This is a genomic window from Acidicapsa borealis, from assembly GCF_059115245.1.
The window spans coordinates 3,375,101-3,398,047 of sequence record NZ_JCACNY010000001.1; the positions used below are offsets into that span (position 1 = coordinate 3,375,101).

General features: G+C 60.2%; 19 protein-coding genes. 12 read left to right on the top strand and 7 right to left on the bottom strand.

The window, feature by feature from the left end:
* Positions 1-111 precede the first annotated feature (111 nt).
* The 9 genes from AC5S27_RS13870 (at position 112) to AC5S27_RS13910 (ending at position 9,686) form a co-directional block, all read left to right on the top strand.
* On the top strand, positions 112-1,365 hold the full coding sequence (locus tag AC5S27_RS13870) for a putative DNA modification/repair radical SAM protein (protein WP_493935155.1): 1,254 nt from the start codon (positions 112-114) through the stop codon (positions 1,363-1,365).
* On the top strand, positions 1,362-2,795 hold the full coding sequence (locus AC5S27_RS13875) for a UdgX family uracil-DNA binding protein (RefSeq protein WP_493935156.1): 1,434 nt from the start codon (positions 1,362-1,364) through the stop codon (positions 2,793-2,795). The genes AC5S27_RS13870 and AC5S27_RS13875 overlap by 4 nt, the downstream gene beginning before the upstream one ends.
* A 93-nt stretch (positions 2,796-2,888) precedes the next feature.
* The gene (locus AC5S27_RS13880) at positions 2,889-3,305 is read left to right on the top strand and encodes a secondary thiamine-phosphate synthase enzyme YjbQ (RefSeq protein ID WP_493935157.1); all 417 of its coding nucleotides are present in this window, start codon (positions 2,889-2,891) and stop codon (positions 3,303-3,305) included.
* A gap of 151 nt (positions 3,306-3,456) precedes the next feature.
* Positions 3,457-4,023 (top strand): hypothetical protein, encoded by a 567-nt coding sequence (locus AC5S27_RS13885; protein ID WP_493935158.1) that lies wholly within the window; start codon positions 3,457-3,459, stop codon positions 4,021-4,023.
* 97 nt (positions 4,024-4,120) lie between these two features.
* A complete protein-coding gene (locus AC5S27_RS13890; RefSeq protein ID WP_493935159.1) occupies positions 4,121-5,272 on the top strand; it encodes a M48 family metalloprotease in 1,152 nt (383 codons plus the stop codon).
* Between the two features lie 55 nt (positions 5,273-5,327).
* A complete protein-coding gene (gene recR / locus AC5S27_RS13895) occupies positions 5,328-5,939 on the top strand; it encodes a recombination mediator RecR (RefSeq protein WP_493935160.1) in 612 nt (203 codons plus the stop codon).
* Between the two features lie 97 nt (positions 5,940-6,036).
* Complete coding sequence (gene tpiA / locus AC5S27_RS13900) at positions 6,037-6,789, top strand: triose-phosphate isomerase (RefSeq protein ID WP_493935161.1); 753 nt, start codon at positions 6,037-6,039, stop codon at positions 6,787-6,789.
* 287 nt (positions 6,790-7,076) lie between these two features.
* On the top strand, positions 7,077-8,363 hold the full coding sequence (locus tag AC5S27_RS13905; RefSeq protein ID WP_493935162.1) for an acyltransferase family protein: 1,287 nt from the start codon (positions 7,077-7,079) through the stop codon (positions 8,361-8,363).
* Between the two features lie 54 nt (positions 8,364-8,417).
* Complete coding sequence (locus AC5S27_RS13910) at positions 8,418-9,686, top strand: acyltransferase family protein (protein WP_493935163.1); 1,269 nt, start codon at positions 8,418-8,420, stop codon at positions 9,684-9,686.
* A 442-nt stretch (positions 9,687-10,128) separates the two neighbouring features.
* Here the strand turns inward: AC5S27_RS13910 and AC5S27_RS13915 are convergent, their stop codons facing one another.
* Positions 10,129-11,877 (bottom strand): hypothetical protein, encoded by a 1,749-nt coding sequence (locus tag AC5S27_RS13915; protein WP_493935164.1) that lies wholly within the window; start codon positions 11,875-11,877, stop codon positions 10,129-10,131.
* A gap of 369 nt (positions 11,878-12,246) precedes the next feature.
* Here AC5S27_RS13915 and AC5S27_RS13920 point away from each other — a divergent pair, with 369 nt between their 5' ends.
* The gene (locus AC5S27_RS13920) at positions 12,247-13,656 is read left to right on the top strand and encodes an amidohydrolase family protein (protein ID WP_493935165.1); all 1,410 of its coding nucleotides are present in this window, start codon (positions 12,247-12,249) and stop codon (positions 13,654-13,656) included.
* A 221-nt stretch (positions 13,657-13,877) separates the two neighbouring features.
* Here the strand turns inward: AC5S27_RS13920 and AC5S27_RS13925 are convergent, their stop codons facing one another.
* Positions 13,878-14,201, bottom strand: coding sequence for a Rieske (2Fe-2S) protein (locus AC5S27_RS13925; protein ID WP_493935166.1), 324 nt, complete (start codon positions 14,199-14,201; stop codon positions 13,878-13,880).
* A gap of 56 nt (positions 14,202-14,257) precedes the next feature.
* Here AC5S27_RS13925 and AC5S27_RS13930 point away from each other — a divergent pair, with 56 nt between their 5' ends.
* Complete coding sequence (locus AC5S27_RS13930) at positions 14,258-15,232, top strand: alpha/beta hydrolase (RefSeq protein ID WP_493935167.1); 975 nt, start codon at positions 14,258-14,260, stop codon at positions 15,230-15,232.
* Between the two features lie 387 nt (positions 15,233-15,619).
* Here AC5S27_RS13930 and AC5S27_RS13935 read toward each other — a convergent pair whose 3' ends face one another.
* Positions 15,620-16,696, bottom strand: a complete 1,077-nt coding sequence (locus tag AC5S27_RS13935) for a glycosyltransferase family 4 protein (protein WP_493935168.1) — start codon at positions 16,694-16,696, stop codon at positions 15,620-15,622.
* A gap of 135 nt (positions 16,697-16,831) precedes the next feature.
* Positions 16,832-19,066, bottom strand: a complete 2,235-nt coding sequence (locus tag AC5S27_RS13940; protein ID WP_493935169.1) for an alpha-ketoacid dehydrogenase subunit alpha/beta — start codon at positions 19,064-19,066, stop codon at positions 16,832-16,834.
* A 323-nt stretch (positions 19,067-19,389) separates the two neighbouring features.
* Here AC5S27_RS13940 and AC5S27_RS13945 point away from each other — a divergent pair, with 323 nt between their 5' ends.
* Positions 19,390-21,678 carry a sodium-translocating pyrophosphatase gene (locus AC5S27_RS13945; protein WP_493935170.1) on the top strand — a complete coding sequence of 763 codons (2,289 nt, stop codon included), beginning with the start codon at positions 19,390-19,392 and terminating at the stop codon, positions 21,676-21,678.
* Positions 21,679-21,750: 72 nt separating this feature from the next.
* On the opposite strand, the gene AC5S27_RS13950 is transcribed toward AC5S27_RS13945, so the two are convergent.
* From AC5S27_RS13950 to AC5S27_RS13960, 3 genes are read right to left on the bottom strand one after another with little or no spacing between them, the layout of a single operon-like run.
* Positions 21,751-22,122 (bottom strand): hypothetical protein, encoded by a 372-nt coding sequence (locus tag AC5S27_RS13950; RefSeq protein ID WP_493935171.1) that lies wholly within the window; start codon positions 22,120-22,122, stop codon positions 21,751-21,753.
* A gap of 18 nt (positions 22,123-22,140) precedes the next feature.
* Positions 22,141-22,569, bottom strand: a complete 429-nt coding sequence (locus AC5S27_RS13955) for a hypothetical protein (RefSeq protein WP_493935172.1) — start codon at positions 22,567-22,569, stop codon at positions 22,141-22,143.
* Positions 22,570-22,620: 51 nt separating this feature from the next.
* Positions 22,621-22,947, bottom strand: coding sequence for a hypothetical protein (locus tag AC5S27_RS13960; protein WP_493935173.1), 327 nt, complete (start codon positions 22,945-22,947; stop codon positions 22,621-22,623).

Consider the following 22,947-nt stretch of genomic DNA (forward strand, 5'->3'; position numbering starts at 1 on the left):
CTTTCAAGCCGCGCATTTGATCGCGTCAAAGGCTGGCTTTCCGTGCGCAATTTCGCTCATGAATTCGCCTTTTATTCGCTACACTAAAAGCTGGTAGACGGATCATTTCCCATGATGACCACCCAGCAGAAGCTATCCATCCTCGCCGACGCAGCCAAATACGATGCCTCCTGCGCATCGAGCGGCTCCAGGCGCGCCGGCAACGGCAAAGGCATCGGCCACTCCGACGGCACCGGCATCTGCCACAGCTACACCCCCGACGGCCGCTGCGTCTCCCTGCTCAAGATCCTCCTCACCAACTACTGCACTTACGACTGTGCCTTCTGCGTCAACCGCGTCTCCAGCGACATCCCCCGTGCCCGCTTCACCCCCGCCGAGGTCGTCCAGCTCACCCTCGATTTCTACCGCCGCAACTACATCGAAGGCCTCTTCCTGAGCTCCGGCATTGTCCAGTCGCCCGACTACACCATGGAGCAAATGATCGATATCGCCCGTTCCCTGCGTGAAGACCACTTCTTCGGCGGCTACATCCACCTCAAAGCCATCCCCGGCGCCTCACAAGCTCTCACCGAACGCGCGGGTACCTACGCCGACCGCCTCAGCGCCAACATCGAGCTCCCCACCCAGAGCGACCTCGTCCAGCTCGCCCCCGACAAGAAAGTCGAAGTCATCGAAGGAACCATGGGCCAGATCCGCGAACGCAAAGACGAGCTCGACCACGACCGCCGCCGCATTCGCTCCACCCCCAAATTCGCCCCCGCCGGCCAAAGTACCCAGATGGTCATCGGAGCCACCGCTACCTCCGACCGCGACATCCTCACCACCGCCACCCACCTCTACGGCAGCTACAAGCTGCGCCGAATCTACTACTCCGGCTTCTCCCCCTATCCGCTCGGAGACGGCCGCCTCCCGCAGTCAGCCCCGCCCCTCGTCCGCGAGCACCGCCTCTACCAGGCCGACTGGCTCATGCGCTTCTACAAGTTCCAGGCCGCCGAGCTAACCACTGACCAGACCCCGAACCTTCGCCTCGACCAGGATCCCAAGCTCACCTGGGCCCAGGCCCACCCCGAGTTCTTCCCCGTCGATGTAAACAAAGCCTCCCGCGAAGCCCTCCTGCGCGTTCCCGGCATCGGCCACAAGAACGTAGAGCGCATCCTGACAATCCGCCGCTACCACAAGCTCATCCTCGACGACCTGCGCAAGCTCCACGTCCGCACCAGCACCGCGGCCCACTACCTCATGGCGCACGATCACCTTCCCCCCAAAAAATTGCCGCTCCCCGCCCGGTCCAGCAAAATCACCGCCGCGCACCCCCTTCAGCTGGACCTCTTCACCCCGCAATCCGCTCTCACCGGACAGCTATGAACCCCACCGCTGGCCTCGCACACCCCATCTACATCGAGCCCACACTGGCCGCCTGGCGAGAAGCAGCCCGACCGCTTCTGAAAGCAGGCATTCATCCCCACCAGGTTGACTTCATCGATTCCGGCACCCACACCCCCGGCGCACCATCTCTCTTCGCGGCCCAGAAGCTACAGTCCACCAACGTCCCCGTAGCCTTCCCCACCCCGCATGTGCCCGCGGAATTTTTCCGGCGCGCCGCCATCGCCGCCTGCCATCGGAGCCCCGACCGCTGGAACATCCTCTACAGCCTCCTGTGGCGCCTCCAAAGCAATCGAGATCTGATGCACATAGCCGTCGACGACGATGTAGCCGACCTCCGGCGTCTCGAGCATCAGGTCAAACGGGACCTGCACAAGATGCACGCCTTCGTTCGCTTCCGCCAGGTCGTCACACCCGGCGGAGAACAGTTCGTCGCCTGGTACGAGCCCGACCACCGGATCCTCCCTCTCGCGTCATCCTTCTTCGCGGAGCGATTCTCCGTCATGCGCTGGTCCATCCTGACCCCCGACGCATCCATGCTCTGGGACCCGGCAACCAGGAAAGTAGAATTCGGCCCCGGCGTCCCGAAAGAATTGGCCCCGCAGGCAGATGAGCTCGAAGACCTCTGGCGCACCTACTACGGCTCCATCTACAACCCCGCCCGCACCAACCTCCGGGCCATGCGCTCTGAAATGCCCGTGCGCTACTGGAAAAACCTGCCCGAACTCCAAAGCATGCCCGATCTCCTCCAGCATGCCGAACATCGAGTCCAAACCATGGTCGATCAACGCTCTCAACTAAGCGCCGAATCCTGGGTGCCCAGGCAGCACACCCTGCCCGTCCTGCGTGACGCCATCCCCGGCTGCAAAGGCTGCGAACTCTACGCTTGCGCCACGCAGGCCATCTTCGGCGAAGGCCCCGCGCACGCCAAACTACTCATGGTCGGCGAGCAGCCCGGCGACGAAGAGGACCGTCAAGGCCACCCTTTCGTCGGCCCTGCCGGCCGCCTCCTCGACGAGCTGCTCGCCGAAGCCGGCATCGACCGCGCCCAAACCTACGTCACCAACGCAGTCAAGCACTTCAAGTTCAAAGAGGTCGGCAAGCGCCGGCTCCACGAAAACCCACGCCTCGGTGAAATCAACGCCTGCCGCCCCTGGCTCCTCGCCGAACTCGACGCCGTCCAGCCCAGCCTGGTCCTCTGTCTCGGCGCATCCGCATCGAAGTCCCTGCTCGGCGCAAAATTTTCCCTCACACGCGAGCGGGGCAAAATCGTCTCCAGCCCCTGGGCAGAAAAAGTAATAGCCACCCTCCACCCCTCAGCCATCCTCCGCGCCCCCGACCCACAACGAGGTATAGAAATGCGAGCGGCCCTCCTGTCCGACCTCAAACTAGCCAAAGCAGAAATAGCCTGAACACCGGCCATCCTTCCCCCAAAAAACTTTAAGCTGTAAGCTGTTCTCTGTAAGCTATTCCCTATCCCCTACACCCTGTACCCTGGTCATGACATGAAAGCCCACACCGAATACCTCACCTTCAACACCCGCAAACGCAAAGAGATGGTCCACATCACGGACCAGGTAGAAGCCATCGTCCGTCGCAGCGGCATCCGCGACGGCCTCTGCTTCGTCTCCCCCATGCACATCACAGCAGCCATCTACGTCAACGACCACGAAAGCGGCCTCATCGAAGACATCGGCAAGTGGCTCGAAGAACTAGCCCCCGACCGCCCCAATTACAAGCACCACCAGACCGGAGAAGACAACGCCGACGCCCACTTGAAAGCGCTTTTACTCCACCATGAAACCACCCTGCCCATCACCAATGGCAAGCTGGACTTAGGCACCTGGCAACGCATCTTCTACGCAGAATTCGACGGCCAGCGCAGCAAGCGAGTGATAGTGAAAATCCTCGGCATCGAATAAGTTTCAGCAGCATAGCACTGATCTCTTCTCCCAACGACAACTGCGCGTTGCCGTGGCTCTGTCCCTGCCCTCCTGATGGAAGGGCAGCCGCTTACACGGGATTGACACGGCATGGTACTCTTGGCGTCAAAAACCGCCAGGAGATTTCAACATGAAGTTCCCCGCAGCTGCCAGTTGTCTATTGCTTCTCGCTGTCACCACCGCGATCTCCGGCTGCAAATCCGATTCGGTCGAGGCCTCCGGCGCATCAGTCGCGGACATCTCCCCCGCGCCGCCAACCTTCAACCAGCAATTTCAAGCCCGCAACCCGCGAGTCTGCGCGAAGGTGACACACGTGCCCAGCATGGCCGAGGCCACCGTCATGGCCCAGTGCGACTTCGAATCCAACAGCAACGCCGGCGGTTCGAGCCCGGTCTTCATGCTGGCCACCGACGTGGTCGTCCAGATAGGCAATCCCAAGTCCTACAACCCCGGCGTCGATAACTACTGGGATAACATCGATCCCGCAGCCAAGGTCTACCCCCTGCGTGGTTCCTCCACCAGCTACACCTGCACTCCAGAAAACCCTTACAACAAGGGCAAAAACTGCAGCAAGTCCTTCGGTGGCGACGTAGGCCAGGGCGCTTGCTGGCGCACACAATTCAACGAGTGGCGCTGCCGCATGACCATGGGCGGAAAAGAGCAGGCGCTGCAAGTCAAAGGCCCAACCACCTTCTAGCTGCCAACCACAGAGTCCGTTTTGTGAACGGCATGGAGTCAACTGCGTAGAGATCTATTCCCCGGCATAGTCCGGATGTTTCATTTCGTGGATACCTATGAGCAAATCAGCCATCGCCGCGCGCTTCCAGCTTCTATTCCTCATCGCACTCACCGCGCCTCCTCTCGCGGTTTGCACACCTCCGCCAAATGTCGACAAACCCATCAAGATCGAGGCCATCATCGACCGGGTGATCGCCCCAGGCTCGGAACCGGTCTTCCGAGCCGGAGGATACTCGTTCCGCATCCTTCCCGCCACCGAAATCCGCTTCGGCAGAGGCCTGCAGGCTCTCAGCGAAGTCGGCACCAGCACCTGGACGACCGTAGAAGGCAAGCCAGACGGCTCAGGCACAATCGCAGCAACCAAGGCAACATTCGCCAGACTCAAACTTCCCAAAAGCAACCCCGCCGGGCAAGTGACGACATTCCCTCCCGAAAGCAAGGTCGATGGCAACCGCGGCTTTGCAATCGGTCCAGGAGTGTTCCCCGCAGAAGATCACGGCGGATGGTGCGGCTGGTATGACGTCACCATCAACCCCGCGCAGCAGGAGCATATCCGGCGCCTTGGGATGAAGCTAGTCCCCCAGTATCAGCGCGACCTTCCTGTCGATGACCCCGCAAGAATCCCCTTCCGTTTCTACGTGGTTGAGGAGCAGGCCATCCGCTCCGCCATCTTCTGCGATAACGGACTCGTTCTGGTACCCATCGAAGCAGTCAGCCGCCTTCACAACGACGACCAGCTGGCCGCAGTGCTGGCCGATGGCATCGCCGGAGAGCTGCAGTTGCAGGCATTCAACGGGCGTCCCTACACCTGGAAAGATGGCGCGCAGTTGGCGTCCGGCGCGTTAGGAGTCGCAGGCCCCATCCCCGGAGCGATCGGCAGCACTGGCGGCCTGCTCGCGTTGCACAATGCCGGACGCACCGACGAACACGAGCGGGCCCGCATGGCCCTGTCCTTCACCGCCGATGCAGGATTCGATCCGCACCAGGCGCCTGAGGCATGGCGGCTCCTGGCACCGGCCCGTCTTCCCAAAGACCCCGCAAGACTGAAGAGCCCCAAGCGAAGCCTCTACCTCCAGACCATCCTCGATACCCAATACAGACCGTCACCCTCCGATACGACCCCGGAGGCCGACCGCACAGGAGCGATCCTACCCGGTACGCCGCCCGGCACACCGCCCAGCCCGCTTAAGCCCGCGCCGAACCACTGAAACACCCGTGACCCAGCTCCATCACACCTCCACCCAACTCCTATACCCTAGAACCATGTCCAGATACGCCGAACCCATGTCCCGGCTCATCGACGAACTCAAGAAGCTCCCCGGCGTAGGCACCAAGACCGCCCAGCGCTACGCCTTCCATCTTCTCCGCGCCAACGACGAAGACGCAGCCGCCCTCGCCGAAGCCGTCCGCGCCCTCAAGGCCTCCCTGCGCCTCTGTTCCATCTGCAACAACGTCACCGACGTAGACCCCTGCGCCTATTGCACCAGCCCTACGCGCAACCAGCGCCTCATCTGCGTCGTCGAAGAGCCCACCTCGATCGCCAGCGTCGAACGCACCCGCAACTACAACGGCGTCTACCACGTCCTCCACGGCACCCTCTCGCCCCTCCACGGCGTAGGCCCAGACCAGCTCCGCTCCGCAAATCTAATCGCCAGAGTAGACCGCGGCGACATCGACGAAGTCATCCTCGCCACCAGCCCCACACTGGAAGGCGAAGCCACCGCCAGCTGGCTGGCCACCACCCTCCGCAACACCGCCCACACCCATCCAGTCAGGATCAGCAGAATAGCCACCGGCGTCCCAGCCGGCAGCGACATCGAATACGCCGACGAAGTCACCATGTCCAGAGCAATGGACCACCGCCACGAACTCTAAACAACTCGTCCAATCCCCCCGCTCCAACTGATCCCACCCGAGGAAGCGTCGCCCCTCACCCCAATCCACTAGAATGGCAGCGAGGAAAAAACACCCAATGTCCCGTAAAGCACTCATCGCAGCCAACTGGAAAATGTTCAAAACCCCCGCCGAAGCCAAGGCCTTCACCGACGCCTTCCTCCCCCTCGTAGCCGGCCACGACCGCGACGAAATCGCCCTCTTCCCCTCCGTCACCTCGCTCGCCACCGTCGTCGCAGCCGCCGCCGGGTCCAACGTCGCCGTCGGCCTCCAGAACATGCACTTCGCCGAAGAAGGCGCCTACACCGGCGAAACCTCCGCCTCCATGCTCCTCGCCGTCGGCGCCACCCACACCCTCATCGGTCACTCCGAGCGTCGCCAGTACTTCAACGAAACCGACGAGATCGTCAACAAGAAGCTCCACACCGCCCTCAAGCACAACATCGTCCCCGTCGTCTGCGTCGGCGAACATCTCCACGAGCGAGAATCCGGCCACACCGGCGTCGTCCTCCTCAAGCAGCTCCAGGGCGCCCTCGCCGGCATTGATGCCGCGCACGCCACCTCTCTGGTGATCGCCTACGAACCCGTCTGGGCCATCGGCACAGGCAAAACCGCCACCCCCGAAATGGCCGTCGAAGCCCACATGATCATTCGCGCCGAGCTCGCCAACATTCTTGGCTCAGCCACCGCCAAGGCCACCCGCATCCTCTACGGCGGAAGCGTCAAGCCCGATAACGCCACCGAACTCCTCAGCCAGGAAGAGATCGACGGCGCCCTCGTCGGCGGTGCCAGCCTCAAGCCCGACTCCTTCGCCGCTATCGTCAAGTACTAAGCAGTAACCCTTCAGTGCTATTCCCGTAACCGCTCGCGGCGGACAACAATCAATCAGGCTTTTCTTTGAGCCGGGGAACATCCCCGGCTTTTTGCTGGCTAATTTTCATGTTTCGTCACACAATGTCCTGAACGACCACTCTCTGTTGGATTGCTAGTTCACCGCACCCTGATATCCATCTGCGTCATCGGTTTCACTTGTTTCCCTTGTGCTGTACCTTCTCGCTCTCTTCCCCCTTTGCTGCTGAACGTTTCCTCTAACCTCCGAACGCCGTGGAGGATCTCTCGTTGCACACAATACAGTCCGCATCCGGGCCGCTCACCGCGCAGCCGGATCCAGCCGCTCGTCAATCCGGTCTCTCCACTTCCCCAGGTGCGCAGAACTCCGCTTCCAATCCATCGACGCCGAAGCTATCCGCCCATCGCTTCCGCTACATCGACCACCTGCGCACCATCGCCACCGCCCAGGTCGTCCTGACCCACGCCTCCATGACCTACGGCGGCACCGGATTCTGGTTCTATCGCGAAATCGGCAACTCCCGCTCGCCCACCAGCGTTCTCTTCACCCTGTTCGTCATCACCACCCAGGCCTACCTGATGGGCCTCTTCTTCCTGCTCGCCGGCTACTTCACCCCGCGCTCCTTCGACCGCAAAGGCCCGGCAAAATTCCTCTATCACCGCGCCGTCCGCCTCGGCTTTCCCCTGTTGCTCTTCGGATTCGTCCTCGCGCCGCTCAGCGTCGCCATGGTCTCCGCCGCCACCGGGCACGGCTTCTGGCCCGCCATCCAGGAAATCTGGCAGCAGCGCAACTTCATCAACGGTCCACTCTGGTTCACCGAAGGCTTGCTGGCCATCAGCATCGGCTACGCCGGCTGGCGCACGCTCCGCATCGGCTCACTGCACTCAGCGAACGAACGCAGCGAAGCCGGCAAGCCCTGGAAGCCTTTACACGTCATCAGCTGGAAGCTCCTTCCCGGCCACGGTGCCTGGGCTCTCTTCGTCCTCGCCGTCATCGCAACCACTTTCCTCGTGCGCCTCGTCTTCCCCGCCGACGCCCGCTTCGGCGGTCTCTGGCTCGGCAACTTCCCCGCCTACATCTTTCTCTTCTGCATCGGCGTCGCCGCCCGCCGCCACCAGTGGATGAGCCAGCTCAACATGGGCCACATCCGCCCCTGGATCGTCGTCTCCATCCTCGCCTGGCCCACCCTGGCCATCACCAAATCCTTCCTCCGCACCACCGACACCATCCGCCACCTGCTCGGCGGCCTCCACTGGGAAGCTCTCGTCTACGCCGCGTGGGACCCGCTCGTGGCCGTCGGCGTCATCTCGTTCCTGCTGGTCATCTTCCGCCGCCACTTCAACCGACCATCGGCCTTCATGGCCTGGCTCGACCGCCGCGCTTACGCCGTCTTCGTCTTCCACACACCAGTTCTGGTCGCCGTCTGCCTGCTCCTGCGCAACTGGCACGCTCCCGGCTTCCTGAAATTCGCAGTTGCCGGCCCATTAGCCTGCGCCGCAGTCTGGCTCCTCGTAGACCCCTTAGTCCGCCTCCCAATCCTCCGCAAAATCTTCTAGACCGCAGTCGTCGTCTTTGCTTTCCTTGTTGTCATTCCCGAAGGGAATCTGCTGTTGTTTTTTGCGGTTGCACTTGCCATTCTTATTGTCATTCCCGAAGGGAATCTGCTGTTGTCGTTGAATCTCCCGCAGATAAGAAACAGCTACGGAACCCCGCAGCAACGCCTCGCGTATGCTCATCTCGTGACCGAAGCAACAAAACCCCGCGATTACTCCATCGACCGCCTCCGCTCGGTCATGACCGCCCTCGTCATCCTCCACCACACCGCCATCACCTACGGCGGCTCGGGCGGCTGGTTCTGGCACGAAGACCAAACTTCCGCGCGTCCCAGCAGCCTCCTACTGACCCTCTTCTGCGCCACCAACCAGGCCTACTTCATGGGCTTTTTCTTCCTGCTCGCCGGCTACTTCACCCCGCGCTCCCTGGAACGCAAAGGCTACCAACAGTTCCTACTCGACCGCTTCCTCCGCCTCGGCCTCCCGCTGCTGGGATTCATCCTGTTCCTCGGCCCCCTCACGGCAGCCATCGTGAACTGGTGGCAGGGCGACGGCTTCTGGACCTGCATCCGCTTCCTCTGGAACCGCCAGCGCATCATCAACGGCCCCCTCTGGTTCGCCGAAGCACTGCTCATCTTCGCCCTCGCCTACTGCCTCTGGCGCAAATTCTTCGGCAGCCAACTCGACACCGCCCGCCAGCAAGCCGCCCCAGTCCCATCCGGCTTCTGGTGGCTGATCAGTGCGCTGGGCGTCGCCGCAGTCTCCTTAGTCGTCCGCCTGTTCGTCCCCGTCGGCGTGAACGTCTTCGGCCTGCAACTCGGCTACTTCCCCGGCTACATCTTCCTCTTCGCCGTAGGCATCGCCGCCTGGCGTCACGACTGGCTCAGCCAGCTCAACTGGAAACAAGCCCGCCCCTGGATCATCAACCTCGTCATCGCCTGGCCATGCCTGCCCATCGGCATCCTACTCGCGAAAAAACTCGCCAGCGGAGGCGGCGGCGGAAGCTTCAACGGTGGACTCAGCTGGACAGCCCTTCTCTACGCTCTGTGGGAACCATTCGTAGCCTGGGGAGCCATCTGTCTCTGGCTGCTCCTCTTCCGCGAACACATGAATCAGCCCTCCAGATTCTGGGACTGGCTCAACCGCCGCGCCTACGCCGTTTACATCATCCACCCGCCGGTCCTCGTCACCGTAGCCCTGCTATTGCATCCATGGCACGCCCCAGCATTGATCAAATTCGCGACTACGGGCTCTCTTGCGATCGCCGCCTGCGGGCTGATCTCCGACCCACTCGTCCGCCTCCCCGGCCTGCGCCGGATTCTCTGAAGACCCTCTGCTTGAGTCCGATGAAATCAGCTTGTGAAAAAGAGCAAGACTTCACTCGCGCCAAAGGAAGCCAGTTTTGTGAAAGAGCAAGACCTCACTCGTGCCAATGGAAGTTAGTTTTGTGAAAGGGCACGACTTAAGTCGTGCCGAAAAGCCAGTCCAACCGATGAGGGCTTTCGCCCCTGAGGGAAGTAAGGCCGGTCAAATCAAATCTCGCCAGAGAAAACATCAATCCAGCCGTCCATGAGCGCATGGCGAATGTGGCACTCGCCCAGATCCCAACTGACGACAAGCGCGTCTCACGGGACTAAATGTCGTGTTCGTCTTTCCAATCCTTGCTCGATGAGTACATTAGACTGAAATCAAAAATCGAAACTGGCGAGCATGTCGGGCTAGATGCCTGACACTCCTTAGTCGTTGGTCTTGACGGCTCTACTAAGTTCTAGGCATCTTTTTTGACCAGCCCGGTCAGGCCAGCTACGAAAAAGATCGAAAGTATCCACCCTAGTGCTGTCTGCAACCAGAACCACCAACGGAGACCGCGATCTATTCGCGGTCGCACATTATTTGCAGGAACATTAGCAGTCCATGCGGATGACACACCCAAGCTGAGTGCAGGAATTGAATGCTCCAAAGAGTAGATAACGGAACTGAATCTCTGGTACTGCGGTGGCGCATCTCCATGAACAACGAAATACTTGTAAGCGTCACTTTCGGTGGGGACGACAAGACCGTTCGCGTACCCGATCGAACTGAGGATGAATCCCAGCATCCACATCACAGCCAGACACCAACCGGCCCTGCCAAGTCGGTATCCATAACCAATCGTCAATTTGAGCAGGAAGCCGAGGATCTGAGAGCGACCACGATATCGCATCTCCTCCATTTCATACCGAACACGGCGAGCGATCGTAGGTTCGCCGAGTTCAGAATAGAGCGTAGCAAGCTGTTGATAAGGTCGAGAGGAGTCTGAAGTGTCCAGTCGCAGCCATTTCAACCTCTTCTCTACGTCGTTCGGTCGATTCACGAACTGCTCATATCTCAGGCCTTCAATATGCAGGTGTCCCGACCGGGGCCAACTCTCCTCGGTGTCCTCGATCGATCCGACTGTCGCGTCCCTAAGATCAAGATCCGTCTCACCTGGGTTGGTTATATCAATCCAGCGGAGCGGTCCTTTGATTGAAGCTCTGCGCAGGTCCATCTTCGTAAACTTCCCGGCTTGGCACTGGACGCCCCCATCTACCGCAAAACCCCAAAGATGGAGGCTGCCAGTGCACGTGAACTGTCCGGCGAAGAATGCGCTACCGCCTACTCGTGCGCCTTCGGCATTCAATGCCTTGCAATCTGGATTGAAGAAGGTACCATGGCTACAGTCGAAGGCGGTCCCGATGCTCGCGTTCTGGAATCGGACTTCGCCTTTTGCCGTGAAACCATTTCTCAAGGTCACGCCACCGTTCGTAGCGACCCTGTCCGCTGTAATTGCAGGGCCGGTGAGGTTCGCAAACGAACCGCCATCACATTCCAAGTTGCTCCCAATTTGGGCTCCGGCGAACCGAACCTCCCCGTAGAACTGGCTCTGCATCCCTATTTTGGCGCGCGAAATGAAGACGCTACCCTCAACACGCATCCTGTCACACCCTAAAGCCATTCCTTCAGGGTTCCTGAAGATGCCGCCCGTTGTATTGAAGCCTCCTCCAACCTTTGCATCTCGAAACACTACTTCACTCGTGGATTCGAATCCCTTGTTCAAGAGAACGTTATTTTTCGCTTCTAAACCGTCGGCTAGGATTCGCGAGACGTGGCTTCCTGAGAGGATCAACGAAGAGAGGCGTGCATTCTTGAACGAGATAGTGTCAGTAATGAAGCAGCTTTGCAGAGTGAGCGGAAACGGTGTCAACGTGTACTGCATATCGAGCTCACCAACAATCATGGCGGCGAAGATCTGAATCCCGCTGCGTGGAACTAGTTCCGTTGTTCCACCCTCGAGGCATAGCCAGCGCACAATATCGGCCCGGATCACTCTTTTTGACCAATCGGTGTTGAGCTTGAAGGGGTCCAGGGAGTCGGTATATTCCGAGATTGGGCCGCACGCGGCGACTTCTCCGGCTGCCGCGGCGTTGATCGCCAATGCTTCCGCAGCCGTCAGATTTTGAAAACGAGCTATAGCCAAAGATATAAGATTTTGCGCCATCTGAATCCTCGTGAAATGGGAAAGTACGGACCATCTGGTAAATCCAGAACTTGGCCCATCGCCGAGACTCATCGTAATGCTTGATATGTCTAGCCGGTTCGGCCTCTGTATTGTTGCCTGCCACAACTGTAAAATCTGGCTTCAAGATAAATCGCCAATGGGCTCATTGAGCCGGATAAGTAATGATATCTCGGCTTTACGGAAGTCGCCCCCGATATGGCATTGAAAAAGGACGACAAGAGGCCAGTGCACCCATCGGCAAAGTCCCGCATCGCCAGGCACCACCAATCACGGATCGCTGGCCACCGACCACCGACCACTGGCCATTAGCCACTGGCCCCCGGCCCGTTATGGCATGATGACAAAACGATGCTGCGCAAATTGATTCTCCTTTTCTTCGCCTTACTGGTTGCATCCGTCTCTCACGCCCAGGACGCCGGCGCGAGCCACCTACTGCTGCGCGGTAATCTCGTCACTCCGGACGGCGTAATCGCCGGCGGCTGGCTGGATGTCTACAACGGAAAGATGCTCCACGTAGAACGAGAGAAGCCGGATATCCCCGGCGCGCAGGTGCTCGAAACCAACGATTTCGTCTTCGCCGGATTCATCGACCTGCACAATCATCCGGCCTTCAACATCTTCCCCCGCTGGAATCCGCCGCACAAATTCCCCAACCGCTACGCCTGGCGCGACTGGTTCGTCTACCAGCAGCAGCTCGAATCGAAGGGCTACGCCATGCTCGCCGACCCAGCCAACTTCTGCGACACTGACGAGTACGCCGAAGTCAAAGCGCTCATCGGCGGGACGACATCGATCATCGGCCTCGGCTCCAATCACATGCCGGGCGAAGGCAGCAGCGAATCGCCAAGCTGCCTGCGCGGACTGGTCCGCAACCTCGACCACTACACCGGTTTCTATGGCAGAGAGCTCGATCACGAGCGCATCGCCAACTCGATCGGCATCCTGCCTCGTGATATGGATTCCCAGACTGCGGCACTCCGCGCCCGCCAGATCGCCGACGGCAGCCTGGATTTGTTAGCAATTCACATCGCCGAAGGGCTGCCCACCGACGCCGAATCCGCCCAGGAATTGGACATTCTGGACTCCCACGGCCTGCTCGGACCACACACAGCGCTCATTCATTCCGTCGGATTATCGCCGCAGCAACTGGCCCGCGTGCACCGCGCCGGATCGTCCATCGTCTGGTCGCCGCGCAGCAACTTTGAGCTCTACGGACAGACGGCAAACGTAGCAGCCGCATTCCGCGAAGGCGTGACCATCTCGCTCGCGCCCGACTGGTCGCCCTCCGGCTCGGACAATATGTTTGAAGAAATCCAGTACGCGGCGAAGGTGAACGTGGAACAACTCAACGGCCTGTTCTCGGCACGGCAGCTGGTCGAAATGGCCTCAAGCATACCCGCGCGCGTAGCCCGGATCGACGATAAAGTAGGCACGATCACCGCTGGATTGTATGCGGATTTCTTTCTCGTCAAATCGGACAAACCTGGTACGGGCAATCCCTATGACCAGATTGTGGCCGGAAATATCGCCAGCAGCATCGACCTGGTAGTGATCAACGGCGTGCCTGTGTACGGCGAACCGGCCCTGTTGAAGTCGCTCAAGCTGAAAACAGAGCCACTGCAACTCTGCGGAACGGAGAAAGCACTGAACCTGGATGCGCTGCCGAATGGTTCGTTTTTGGCAGTGCAAGACCGTCTGAGGGCCAAGCTCAAGGCGATCGGCTCAGAGCTGGGACCGCTCGATTCCTGCCCGAAATAGCCTTCGCTCAGGACGTACGGTGATGTGGAACAATCCGTTGTTCCACGATTGTTCCGCGTGGAACAATTTGCGGCTTTTCCGACCTCAACTTTTGTCAAGCAAAATAGTTGTAACTCATTGATTCTGCTAACTATTCTTTTGCGTTGAATTGAGCCGTTTTGTGCATTGCAGAATACGTCGAAAACAGGCATAGCAGGAATGCTATGTTCCACACTCTGGCCTCAAGCTTCAGCCGCATAATCCGGCGGGCGAACCCAGAGCTCGTGGTCTTTGATCACGGACTCGTAAACGCGGACTTTGGCGGCTGGATTATGGAGTGCTGCACCGGTTTTCACATCAAAAGCCCATGCGTGATACGGGCAGACGACTCGGCCGTCTTCCACCAGTCCCTGGCCGAGCGGGCCTTCGTGGTGGGGGCAGGCGTTGTCGAGGACGGCGATTTCGCCGTTGACACGGGCGACGCAGAGGCGGCCTCCTGCCATTTCACAAACGCGCCCTTCCTTGGGCAGATCACTCTCGTCGCAGATCTTTACCAGCTCACGCATTCGCGAACTCCTTCTGAATAATCTATCGCAGCCTGCACGATAGGATGGAGTTAGCTATGGCCCGTCCTACAAATCGTTCCTCGAAACCACAGAAGAAAACCACGCGCGCGTCGAGTCCTCCGAAACTTTCCGGGTTTGAGAAGGCGATGGACGAAATGCGCTTGCAGCGGGAGAGTGGGACGCGGCCTGTGTTCCAACCGGTCTCGGCCAGGTGGCTGCTGGGAGCGTTAGCGGCTGTCCTGGTTGGGGCGGCGGTGTGCGGGTGGCTGGTGCTTTGTTTGCTGTTCTGGCAGGGGCATTGGCAGCTCCTCTACCATCCCAAGGCGGCGATCACGCGCACTCCGGCGAGTGTTGGGCTGGCGTTTGAGCCGGTGAAGTTTGCGGCTACCGAGGCTGGCGTCACGCAGCTTACTGGCTGGTGGATTCCCGTTGAGAATGCGCACCTTACGGTGCTCTATCTGCATGGGGCGGATGGGAATCTGAGCGATTCGGTGGATATGCTGGCGGCGCTGCACCGGAACGGGCTGGCGGTCTTTGCGGTGGACTATCGCGGGTATGGGCTTTCTACGGTGAGAGATGCTCTGCCTCGGCCGAGTGAGAAGCAATTCCGGCAGGATGCGGAGTGGTCTCTGAGCTGGCTGACGCAGATGCGGCATTTGCCTGCCGACCGGATTCTGATTGCCGGGTCGGGGTTGGGGGCTAATCTGGCGGCTGAGGTGGCGGCGGATCATTCGGAAATTGCTGGGGTGATCCTGGACGAGCCGCTGGTGGATGCCATGGCGCCTGTCTACGGCGATGCGCGGAGCCGGCTGGTGCCGGTTTCCTGGATGGTGAAGGACCGGTGGGATCTTGCTGCTGCGGCTGGCGTGGTGCGCGTGCCTTCTTTGTGGATGCTGGCGCAGGGAAAGGGCGATTTGCCTGCGGTGGCGGGCGGGACGAAGGTCTGGCTGCGGGCGCCGGTGGTGGGGGATCCATTCTTCGATTCTGGGCTGCGGCGGTGGTTGGATGATTTAGGTCCGGGTGGGCGATAGGGCGGGCTTTCAGCCCTTTGGCTTTCTTTGGTGCTTGCTACCCAGGGCGTTGCCCTGGGCTGGTATTGCGGCGGGCCTTTGGCCCTTGGGTTTGTGGGCTTTGAAGTTGTGCTTATGTTGATTCGAGTTGGGAGAACAGCAGATTCGCTTCAGGGATGACAGAAAGGCAAGGGCAACGGCAAAGACAAATGCAGAAGCAGATTCCCTTCGGGAATGACAGAAAGAAAGGCAAAGGCAAATGCAGAAGCAGATTCCCTTCGGGAATGACAAATAAGAAGAGCGACGGCAACAGCAAGAACAACCGCAGGCCCTTCGACTCTGCTACGCTTTGCTCAAGGTGACAGTATCTTCTTGATTCGCTAGAGTAAGCAATTGAAATTACATAGTTTATACATTTTGGATCTCCGAGTAAAAACGGCGATATTCTTCTATGATTTTGGATTCCTCGAAGCGCTGAACGTTTTCCAGACCCGCGGTTATTAGAGATTCACGATTGCTCAGACCCTGGCGGATTGCTTCGGCAGCTTCCTTAGGTTGGGCGGGGTCGAAGAGAATTGCTGCGTTTCCGGCTACTTCTGTCATGGGGGGGCGGTTGGTGGTGGCTACTGGGCAGCCGCAGGCCTGGGCTTCAGCGATGGGCCAGCCGAAGCCCTCTTCCAATGAAGGGAAGATGAGGGCAAGGGCGTTGCTGTAGAGAGCTTCGAGTTCTTCGTTGCTGGTGCCGATGATGGGGAGGACGCGGTCGGCCAACTTCGAATCGTCGATCAGGGCTTTCAGGGCGGCGGGGAGAGGCTTGCCGGCGAGGATTAACTTTGCGCTGCTAAACTCCTGCATCGGAATGAGTTCGCGGAAGATCTGGACGGCGGCGGGTCGGTTTTTGTACCACTGGTTTCCGCCTACGTGAAGGAAGTATGTTTCGCCTTCTGCAAGGCCGAGGCGCGACTTCAAGTCTGCAGGCAGGCCTGGCTGGAGCTTGTAGTGCCAGTTGAGCGGGTTCAGGACGACTTCTACTTTGGCGGCTGTATCGCCGGTCAGGCGGAGCAGGTCGGACTTCGTTTTTTCTGAGACGCAGACGATGTTGCGGGCTTGCTTGAGGCCGCGAAGGATCCAGGACTGGAGCAGGCGGCCGGACCAACCCGTGCTAGTGGCGGCGAATTCGCCTCGGGCGGAGCGGATGGCCAGGACGTCGTGGCAGGTGATCAGGTTCGGGACGCCGGAGGTGGCGCGGACGTACATGGAATTCGAGTGGTCGCAGATGTGGACGAGGTCGAACTGTTTGGCTGCGGTCTTGAGCTGCTTGGGAAAGATGAAGTACTTGTCGAGGTAGCCGAGGTATTTGATGATGGCCTGTTTGCGGAAAGGGCCTGCGGCGAGTTTCGAGAAGAACGGGACAGGGCGGATGAGCAGGACGGTGACGCCGCGGGCCTTGAGGGCGGCTAGGAGCCATTGGGCGTAGCGCTGCATGCTCTGCTGCTGGTCGGGTTCGTAGTTGCCGACGAGGAGGATGCGGAGTTTCTGGCTCAGGATGGATGTCCCTCAGGGGCTAAAGCCCCGCACATTATTCGCTCTTGATTGGCACGGCTAAAGCCGCGCCCTACCTTAGAAGGCGCGCAGCTCCAGGATGGCCTTTAGCAAGTCTTCGGGCTGAGGGAGAATGGCGTCTTCGAGGACTGGCTGGTAGGCGACGAAGGTGTCCATGGCAGCGACGCGCTTGACCGGGGCGTCGAGGTCTTCGAAGAGTTCGTCGGCGATGCGGGCGGCGATTTCCGCGCCGTAACCCCAACTGCGCATGTCTTCGTAGGCGACGATGACGCGGCTGGTCTTTTTGACTGACGTAGCGATGGCTTCCCAGTCGTAGGGACTTAGAGTGCGGAGATCGATGACTTCGGTCTGGATGCCGTGTTCGCGCTCAGCTTTTTGCGCGGCTTGCAGGGCGCGGGGGACGAGTGCTCCGTAGGTGACGATGGTGACGTCAGTGCCGGGGCGGGTGATGGCGGCTTTGCCGAAGGGGATCATGTAGTCCGGCCCTGGGTAGGGGGCGCGGCCGTAGGGTTCGCGGTAGAGGCGCTTGTGCTCTAGGAACAGGACGGGGTCGTCGCACCGGATGGCAGTGCGCAGGAGGCCGTTGGCGTCGAGCGCGTTCGACGGGAAGACGACGCGCAGGCCGGGGATGTGGGTGAAGATCGACTCCCCGCTCTGCGAGTGGTAGATGGAGCCGCCGGTGAGGTAGCCGCCGATGGGCACGCGGATGACGACGGGGGCGCGGAAGAGGCCGTTGGACCTCCAGCGCATAACGGAGAGCTCGTTGCGGATCTGGTGGACTGCGGGCCAGATGTAGTCGAAGAACTGGATTTCTACGATGGGCTTGAGGCCGCGGACGGCGTAACCGACGGCCCGGCCGACGATATTGGCTTCGGCGAGGGGCGAGTTGAAGACGCGGTCGGAGCCGAATTCGGACTGGAGGCCGGCGGTGAGGCCGAAGACGCCGCCTTTTCCCTTGGCTTCCTTGAGAGCTTCTTCGCGGGTGGCGTCGGCGATGTCTTCGCCGTAGACGACGATGCGCGGGTCGCGGCGCATTTCGTCGCGAAGGCAGGTGGTGATGAGGTCGGCCATGGTCTTATCGGCCTTGTGGTTGGCCTGCCCGTCGCCTACTTCCATCCAGATGGGGTCGGACTCCAGGGACTCGCTGGTGGGGTCAAAGTCTTCTGAATAGACGTGCTTCGTAATGCTGGAGATGGGTGGGATGGCGGCTTCTACGGCGCGGGCGGCGGCGGCGGCTACCTGCTCGTCGATCTGGGATTCGAGGTCGGTGAGCTCGGCGGTGGTGAGGATGTTTTCGCGGAGAAGGCGCATCTGCAGCTTGTGCAGGGGGTCGCGCATGGCGTCGGCTTCGCGCTCGGCCTTCTGGCGGTAGTTCTTGTCGTCTTCGGAGAAGGAGTGCGAGTAGATGCGGACGCAGTGGCCGTGGACGAAGGCGGGGCCCTTGCCGGCGCGGCAATGGGCGGCGGCGGCCTGAATGGCGGCGTAGCTGGCTTCGGGGTCGGTGCCGTCGACTTCGGCGAAGAAGAAGTTGGGGAAGTTGGCGACGAGCTTCGAAATATTGCCGCCGGGGGTGTTGGCTTCGACGGGAACGGAGATGGCGTAGCCGTTGTCTTCAATGCAGAAGATGACGGGGAGCTTCTTGTTGGAGGCGGTGTTGAGGGCCTCCCAGAATTCTCCCTGCGAGGTGGAACCTTCGCCGATGGTGGTGACCGCGACTTCGTCGGCGTGGAAGCGGACGTTGTGGAAGGCGCGATAGTCCCCTTCCCCTTTGGCGGCGGCTTCGGGGTGCTTGGCGTAGTAAAGGCCGGCTTCGGCGACGCCTACGGCGTGCAGGACCTGAGTGGCGGTGGAGGAGCCGGTGCTGACGATGTTGAGCTTTTCGCTGGCCCAATGGCTGGGCATCTGACGGCCGCCGCTGGAGGGGTCGCTGGCGGCTCCGACGGCCTGGAGGAACATGTCTTCGGCGGTCATGCCGAGCGCGAGGCAGAGGGCGCGGTCGCGGTAGTAGGGAACGTACCAGTCGTATCCGGCGCGGGTGCCGAGGGCGATGGCTACCTGGAAGGCTTCGTGGCCGGCGGCGGAGATCTGGAAGAAGATTTTTTGCTGGCGTTTGAGGAGGATTTCGCGGTCGTCGATGCGGCGCGAGGTGTACATGAGGCGGTAGAAGTCGACGAGCTGGCGCGGGCCTAAAATGCCCAGATCGCCCTCCGTTGCGGTTGCAGTATCGGTTCCCTGCGCAACCGTGATGGTGGTGCCGCTTCGTTCCTTGGTGCTGGAAGCTGATCTTGCCATGCCTGCCACCTCCCCTGGCAACTTTGCCTGAGGGGTACGTGGCCGGGAAACTGGCCGGTGCTCAGGGTTAAGCCTTGTCGATTGTAACAACGCCGGGGGATGTGGAAAAAGGGTGCGCTTTGGATCAGGTCGCGGGCGCGACGCGGGCATAGCGTATTTCGACATATTGACGATTGAATTGCTGCCGTGTTTCTATTCGTCTACTGCGCTGGCTGACTTTGGACTGGATTCGAGTTCGATCAGGCGTTCGAAGATTTTTGGGCTGTGCCGTTCTGCGGCACACATGACAGCAACCAGCTATATCTCAGGAGGATACTCCCCGAATGTTCGCATTCAATTTTGCGCTTGCCACGCTGGCCGATCCACTTACCAGCGGTTCTTCAGGCAGTGATTCGATCTATTTATGGATTGCTCTGGGAGCTGGTGTTCTGGCTCTGGTCGCCGCTACGCTGTTTGCCCGGAACGTGCTCTCGGCGGACACGGGCACTACTGACATGCAGGAGATTGCAGGGGCCATTCGCGAGGGCGCTCAGGCTTTCATGGCCCGGCAGTACAAGACGATTGCCATTATGGCGATTGTGCTGGCAGTGGTGCTCTATGGCGGGTACAAGATGTATGGGCCGACGGCTCCGCTGGCGCTGAAGGTGGTGGTGAGCTTCCTGGTGGGCGCGGCTTGCTCGGGGCTCTCGGGATATACGGGGATGTTTGTTTCGATCCGCGCGAACCTGAGGACGGCGGCGGCGGCGCGGACGAGCATGGGCGGAGCGCTGAAGCTTGCCTTGCGCGGTGGCGCGGTGACGGGGCTGATCGTGGTCGGGCTGTCGCTGCTGGGGATTGGGACGCTGTTCCTGCTGTTTGGCGGGCTGGGCGGGGATGAGATGGCCAAGGCAGTTCCCTTCCAGCTTGTGGGGTTTGGCTTTGGGGCTTCGCTGGTGGCGCTGTTTGCGCAACTGGGCGGCGGCATTTATACGAAGGCTGCTGACGTGGGCGCTGATCTTGTGGGCAAGGTCGAAGCGGGAATCCCGGAGGATGATCCGCGGAACCCGGCGGTGATTGCTGACCTGGTTGGCGACAATGTTGGCGACTGCGCCGGGCGTGGTGCTGACCTGTTTGAGTCAAGCGCGGCAGAGAGCGTTGGCGCGATGATTCTGGGCGCGGCGCTGTATCCGGTGTTTGGGTTGAAGGGGATTCTGTTTCCGCTGATCGTGCATGCGATCAATATCGTTTCGAGCATCGTCGGGGTGGCTTCCGTGCATGCGAAAGAGACAGATGACCCGATGCATATTCTGAATCGCGGCTTCTACATTACGAGCTTTCTGGCGTTTCTTGGGTTTGCGGCTGGGGTGCATTTTCTGCTGGATGACCGCTGGTGGCTGCTGGCGGCGGGCGCGGTGGGGATTGTGACTTCGTTCCTGTTTGTGCGGATCACGGAGTACTACACGGAGACGCAGTACCGGCCGGTGCAGTCGATTGCCGAGGCTTGCAAGACGGGTCCGGCGACGAACATCATTACCGGGCTGGCGGTTGGTATGCAGACTCCGGCGATGCCTGCTGTCGTGATCAGCGGCGCGCTACTGCTGAGCTACTATTTTGGCGTGATCGGGCTGGACCACCTGGTGCTGCCGAATGGGGTGGGGATTTCGGATTACGCGAAGGGTATTTACGGGACGGCGATTGCTACGCTGGGCATGCTTTCGAGCGCGGCTTACATTCTGGCGATGGATACTTTTGGGCCGATCACGGATAACGCTGGTGGGATTGCTGAGATGAGCAACCAGCCGCACGAAGTTCGCGACAGGACGGACCGGCTGGATGCGGCGGGCAACACGACCAAGGCCCTGACCAAGGGTTATGCAATCGGGTCGGCTGCGCTGGCTGCGTTTCTGCTGTTCTCGGCGTACCTGGCGACGATCCGGGAGATTGTGGCGCACCGGATTGAGGCCGCCGGATTCACGATGCCGGCGGGTTGGACGTTCTCGAATATCAACCTGGCGAGCGTGCCGGTGTTTGTGGGGGCGCTGCTGGGAGCGATGCTGACGTATCTCTTCTCTTCGATGGCGATCAGTGCCGTGGGTCGCGCGGCGGAGAAAGTGATTGAGGATGTCCGGGCGCAGTTCAAGGAGAATCCGGGGATCATGCTGGGGACGAGCAAGCCGGACTATGCACGGTGCGTGAACATCGTGACTGGCGCGGCGTTGAAGGAGATGGTGCTGCCGGGCGCTCTGGCGGTGCTGATGCCGGTGACGATCGGAGTGCTGTTCCGGCATCTCAGTCCTAAGTTCCACCTGGCGAGCAGCACGGATCTGCCGGCGAGCTTTGGCAACATTGTGAATCTGGCCGGAGCTGAGTCGGTGGCTTCGTTCCTGATGGTGGGCACGATCAGCGGGATTCTGCTGGCGATGCTGATGAACAATGGCGGCGGCGCGTGGGATAACGCGAAGAAATTCATCGAAACGGGTGCGTTTGGCGGGAAGGGTTCGGAGGCGCACAAGGCTGCGGTGGTGGGCGATACGGTGGGCGATCCGTTCAAGGATACCGCGGGGCCGAGCCTGCATGTGCTGATCAAGCTGCTGGCTACGGTGACGCTGGTGTTGGCGCCGTTGTTTGTGTAGCGAGAAGCAGATTCCCTTCGGGAATGACAACCAAGATAAGGGCAGGGACAGGCGCAGAGTTCGCTTCCCTGCCTAGTTCACCAGCGAGGCGCGCATTTCGTCGCGGACTTTGTGGGCGAGCTTTTCTACCTGCTCTGCCTTCTTGATGACGCCGATCGAGAGTGTGTCCTTGGTGGACTTGTCCATTTCGGCTTTGAGTTCGTTGGCGAGGACCAGGAGCTTGGCGGTGTCCTCGGCGAGCTGCTTCTGGCGGAGCTCGGCCTTCATATCGGCGAGGCGTGCCTTGTCGACGGGAGTGTCGGGGGTGTTTTCCGGGGCGCGTATTCCCTGCGCCTGGCTGGCTTGGACTTCGGGCTTGCCTGAGGTCTGGGCCACCGAGGCGGAGGTTGCTGCTGCCAGCAATACCGCGAGAAGCGCCAGTTTTCGATTGGTTGCGAAGCTCATTGTCTGCCTCATTTCCGGTTATTTCACCACTGAGGCGCTCATTTTTTCGCGCACGGTGTGGGCCAGTTTCTCAATCTGCTCGACTTTGTGAAGTTCGATGGCCGAGAGAGCGTCTTTGCCTGACTTATCTGTTTCTGCTTTGACTTCCGTGGCGAGGGCGACAAGCTTGGCGGTGTCCGAGGTCATTTCCTTTTGCCGCGCGACGTTGATCATGGTCAGCCGCTTCTGGTCGAGCTGGAGGTGCATGGCGTCTTCCAGGATGCGGTTCTGATCGGGATGTGGATTGGCGTTTTCAGGCAGAGCCGGGAAGCCGGATGCTGAGCGCTGCACACCGGGAAGGCCGCCGTTGTACTGAACCTGGGAGTTGACAACAGGCGCGGGCACTGTGATGACGATCAGCAGGAAGCCCACGCCCACTGTCCATGACGGCAAGAACGGGGACGACAAGAGTGATCCAAATCGAAAGTTAACAGCCATATACCCACCTTCCTCGTTTCCCTAGTTTCCTATCGGGTTACGCATCTTTTCGTTGACAGAGTGAGCGAGCTTCTCGATCTGCTCAACTTTACGAAGCTCAGCGGTGGAATAGAGATTTTTGTCGTTCCGGTCGGAGTCAGCTTTGACCTCGCGCGCCAAGGCCAGGAGCTTTTCTGTTTCGGACGCCATCTGCTTCTGCCGTTGCACGTTCAGGAGCGCCAGACGTTTGCGATCGAACTTATCCTTTGCGAAGTCATCCAAAGCCGGGTCGCTCAACGATGGCGGACTTGGAACTCCGATGGGCTGATTCTGCGAATGCACCATGGGAAGCGGCGATATGGTGACCAC

What these genes read in the sequence shown, in the direction of transcription:
- AC5S27_RS13870 (WP_493935155.1), top strand. Translation starts at nt 112, where the DNA reads ATGATGACCACCCAGCAGAAGCTATCCATCCTCGCCGACGCAGCCAAA.
- AC5S27_RS13875 (WP_493935156.1), top strand. Translation starts at nt 1,362, where the DNA reads ATGAACCCCACCGCTGGCCTCGCACACCCCATCTACATCGAGCCCACA.
- AC5S27_RS13880 (WP_493935157.1), top strand. Translation starts at nt 2,889, where the DNA reads ATGAAAGCCCACACCGAATACCTCACCTTCAACACCCGCAAACGCAAA.
- AC5S27_RS13885 (WP_493935158.1), top strand. Translation starts at nt 3,457, where the DNA reads ATGAAGTTCCCCGCAGCTGCCAGTTGTCTATTGCTTCTCGCTGTCACC.
- AC5S27_RS13890 (WP_493935159.1), top strand. Translation starts at nt 4,121, where the DNA reads ATGAGCAAATCAGCCATCGCCGCGCGCTTCCAGCTTCTATTCCTCATC.
- recR (WP_493935160.1), top strand. Translation starts at nt 5,328, where the DNA reads ATGTCCAGATACGCCGAACCCATGTCCCGGCTCATCGACGAACTCAAG.
- tpiA (WP_493935161.1), top strand. Translation starts at nt 6,037, where the DNA reads ATGTCCCGTAAAGCACTCATCGCAGCCAACTGGAAAATGTTCAAAACC.
- AC5S27_RS13915 (WP_493935164.1), bottom strand. Translation starts at nt 11,877, where the DNA reads ATGGCGCAAAATCTTATATCTTTGGCTATAGCTCGTTTTCAAAATCTG.
- AC5S27_RS13920 (WP_493935165.1), top strand. Translation starts at nt 12,247, where the DNA reads ATGCTGCGCAAATTGATTCTCCTTTTCTTCGCCTTACTGGTTGCATCC.
- AC5S27_RS13925 (WP_493935166.1), bottom strand. Translation starts at nt 14,201, where the DNA reads ATGCGTGAGCTGGTAAAGATCTGCGACGAGAGTGATCTGCCCAAGGAA.
- AC5S27_RS13930 (WP_493935167.1), top strand. Translation starts at nt 14,258, where the DNA reads ATGGCCCGTCCTACAAATCGTTCCTCGAAACCACAGAAGAAAACCACG.
- AC5S27_RS13935 (WP_493935168.1), bottom strand. Translation starts at nt 16,696, where the DNA reads ATGCAGCGCTACGCCCAATGGCTCCTAGCCGCCCTCAAGGCCCGCGGC.
- AC5S27_RS13940 (WP_493935169.1), bottom strand. Translation starts at nt 19,066, where the DNA reads ATGGCAAGATCAGCTTCCAGCACCAAGGAACGAAGCGGCACCACCATC.
- AC5S27_RS13945 (WP_493935170.1), top strand. Translation starts at nt 19,390, where the DNA reads ATGTTCGCATTCAATTTTGCGCTTGCCACGCTGGCCGATCCACTTACC.
- AC5S27_RS13950 (WP_493935171.1), bottom strand. Translation starts at nt 22,122, where the DNA reads ATGAGCTTCGCAACCAATCGAAAACTGGCGCTTCTCGCGGTATTGCTG.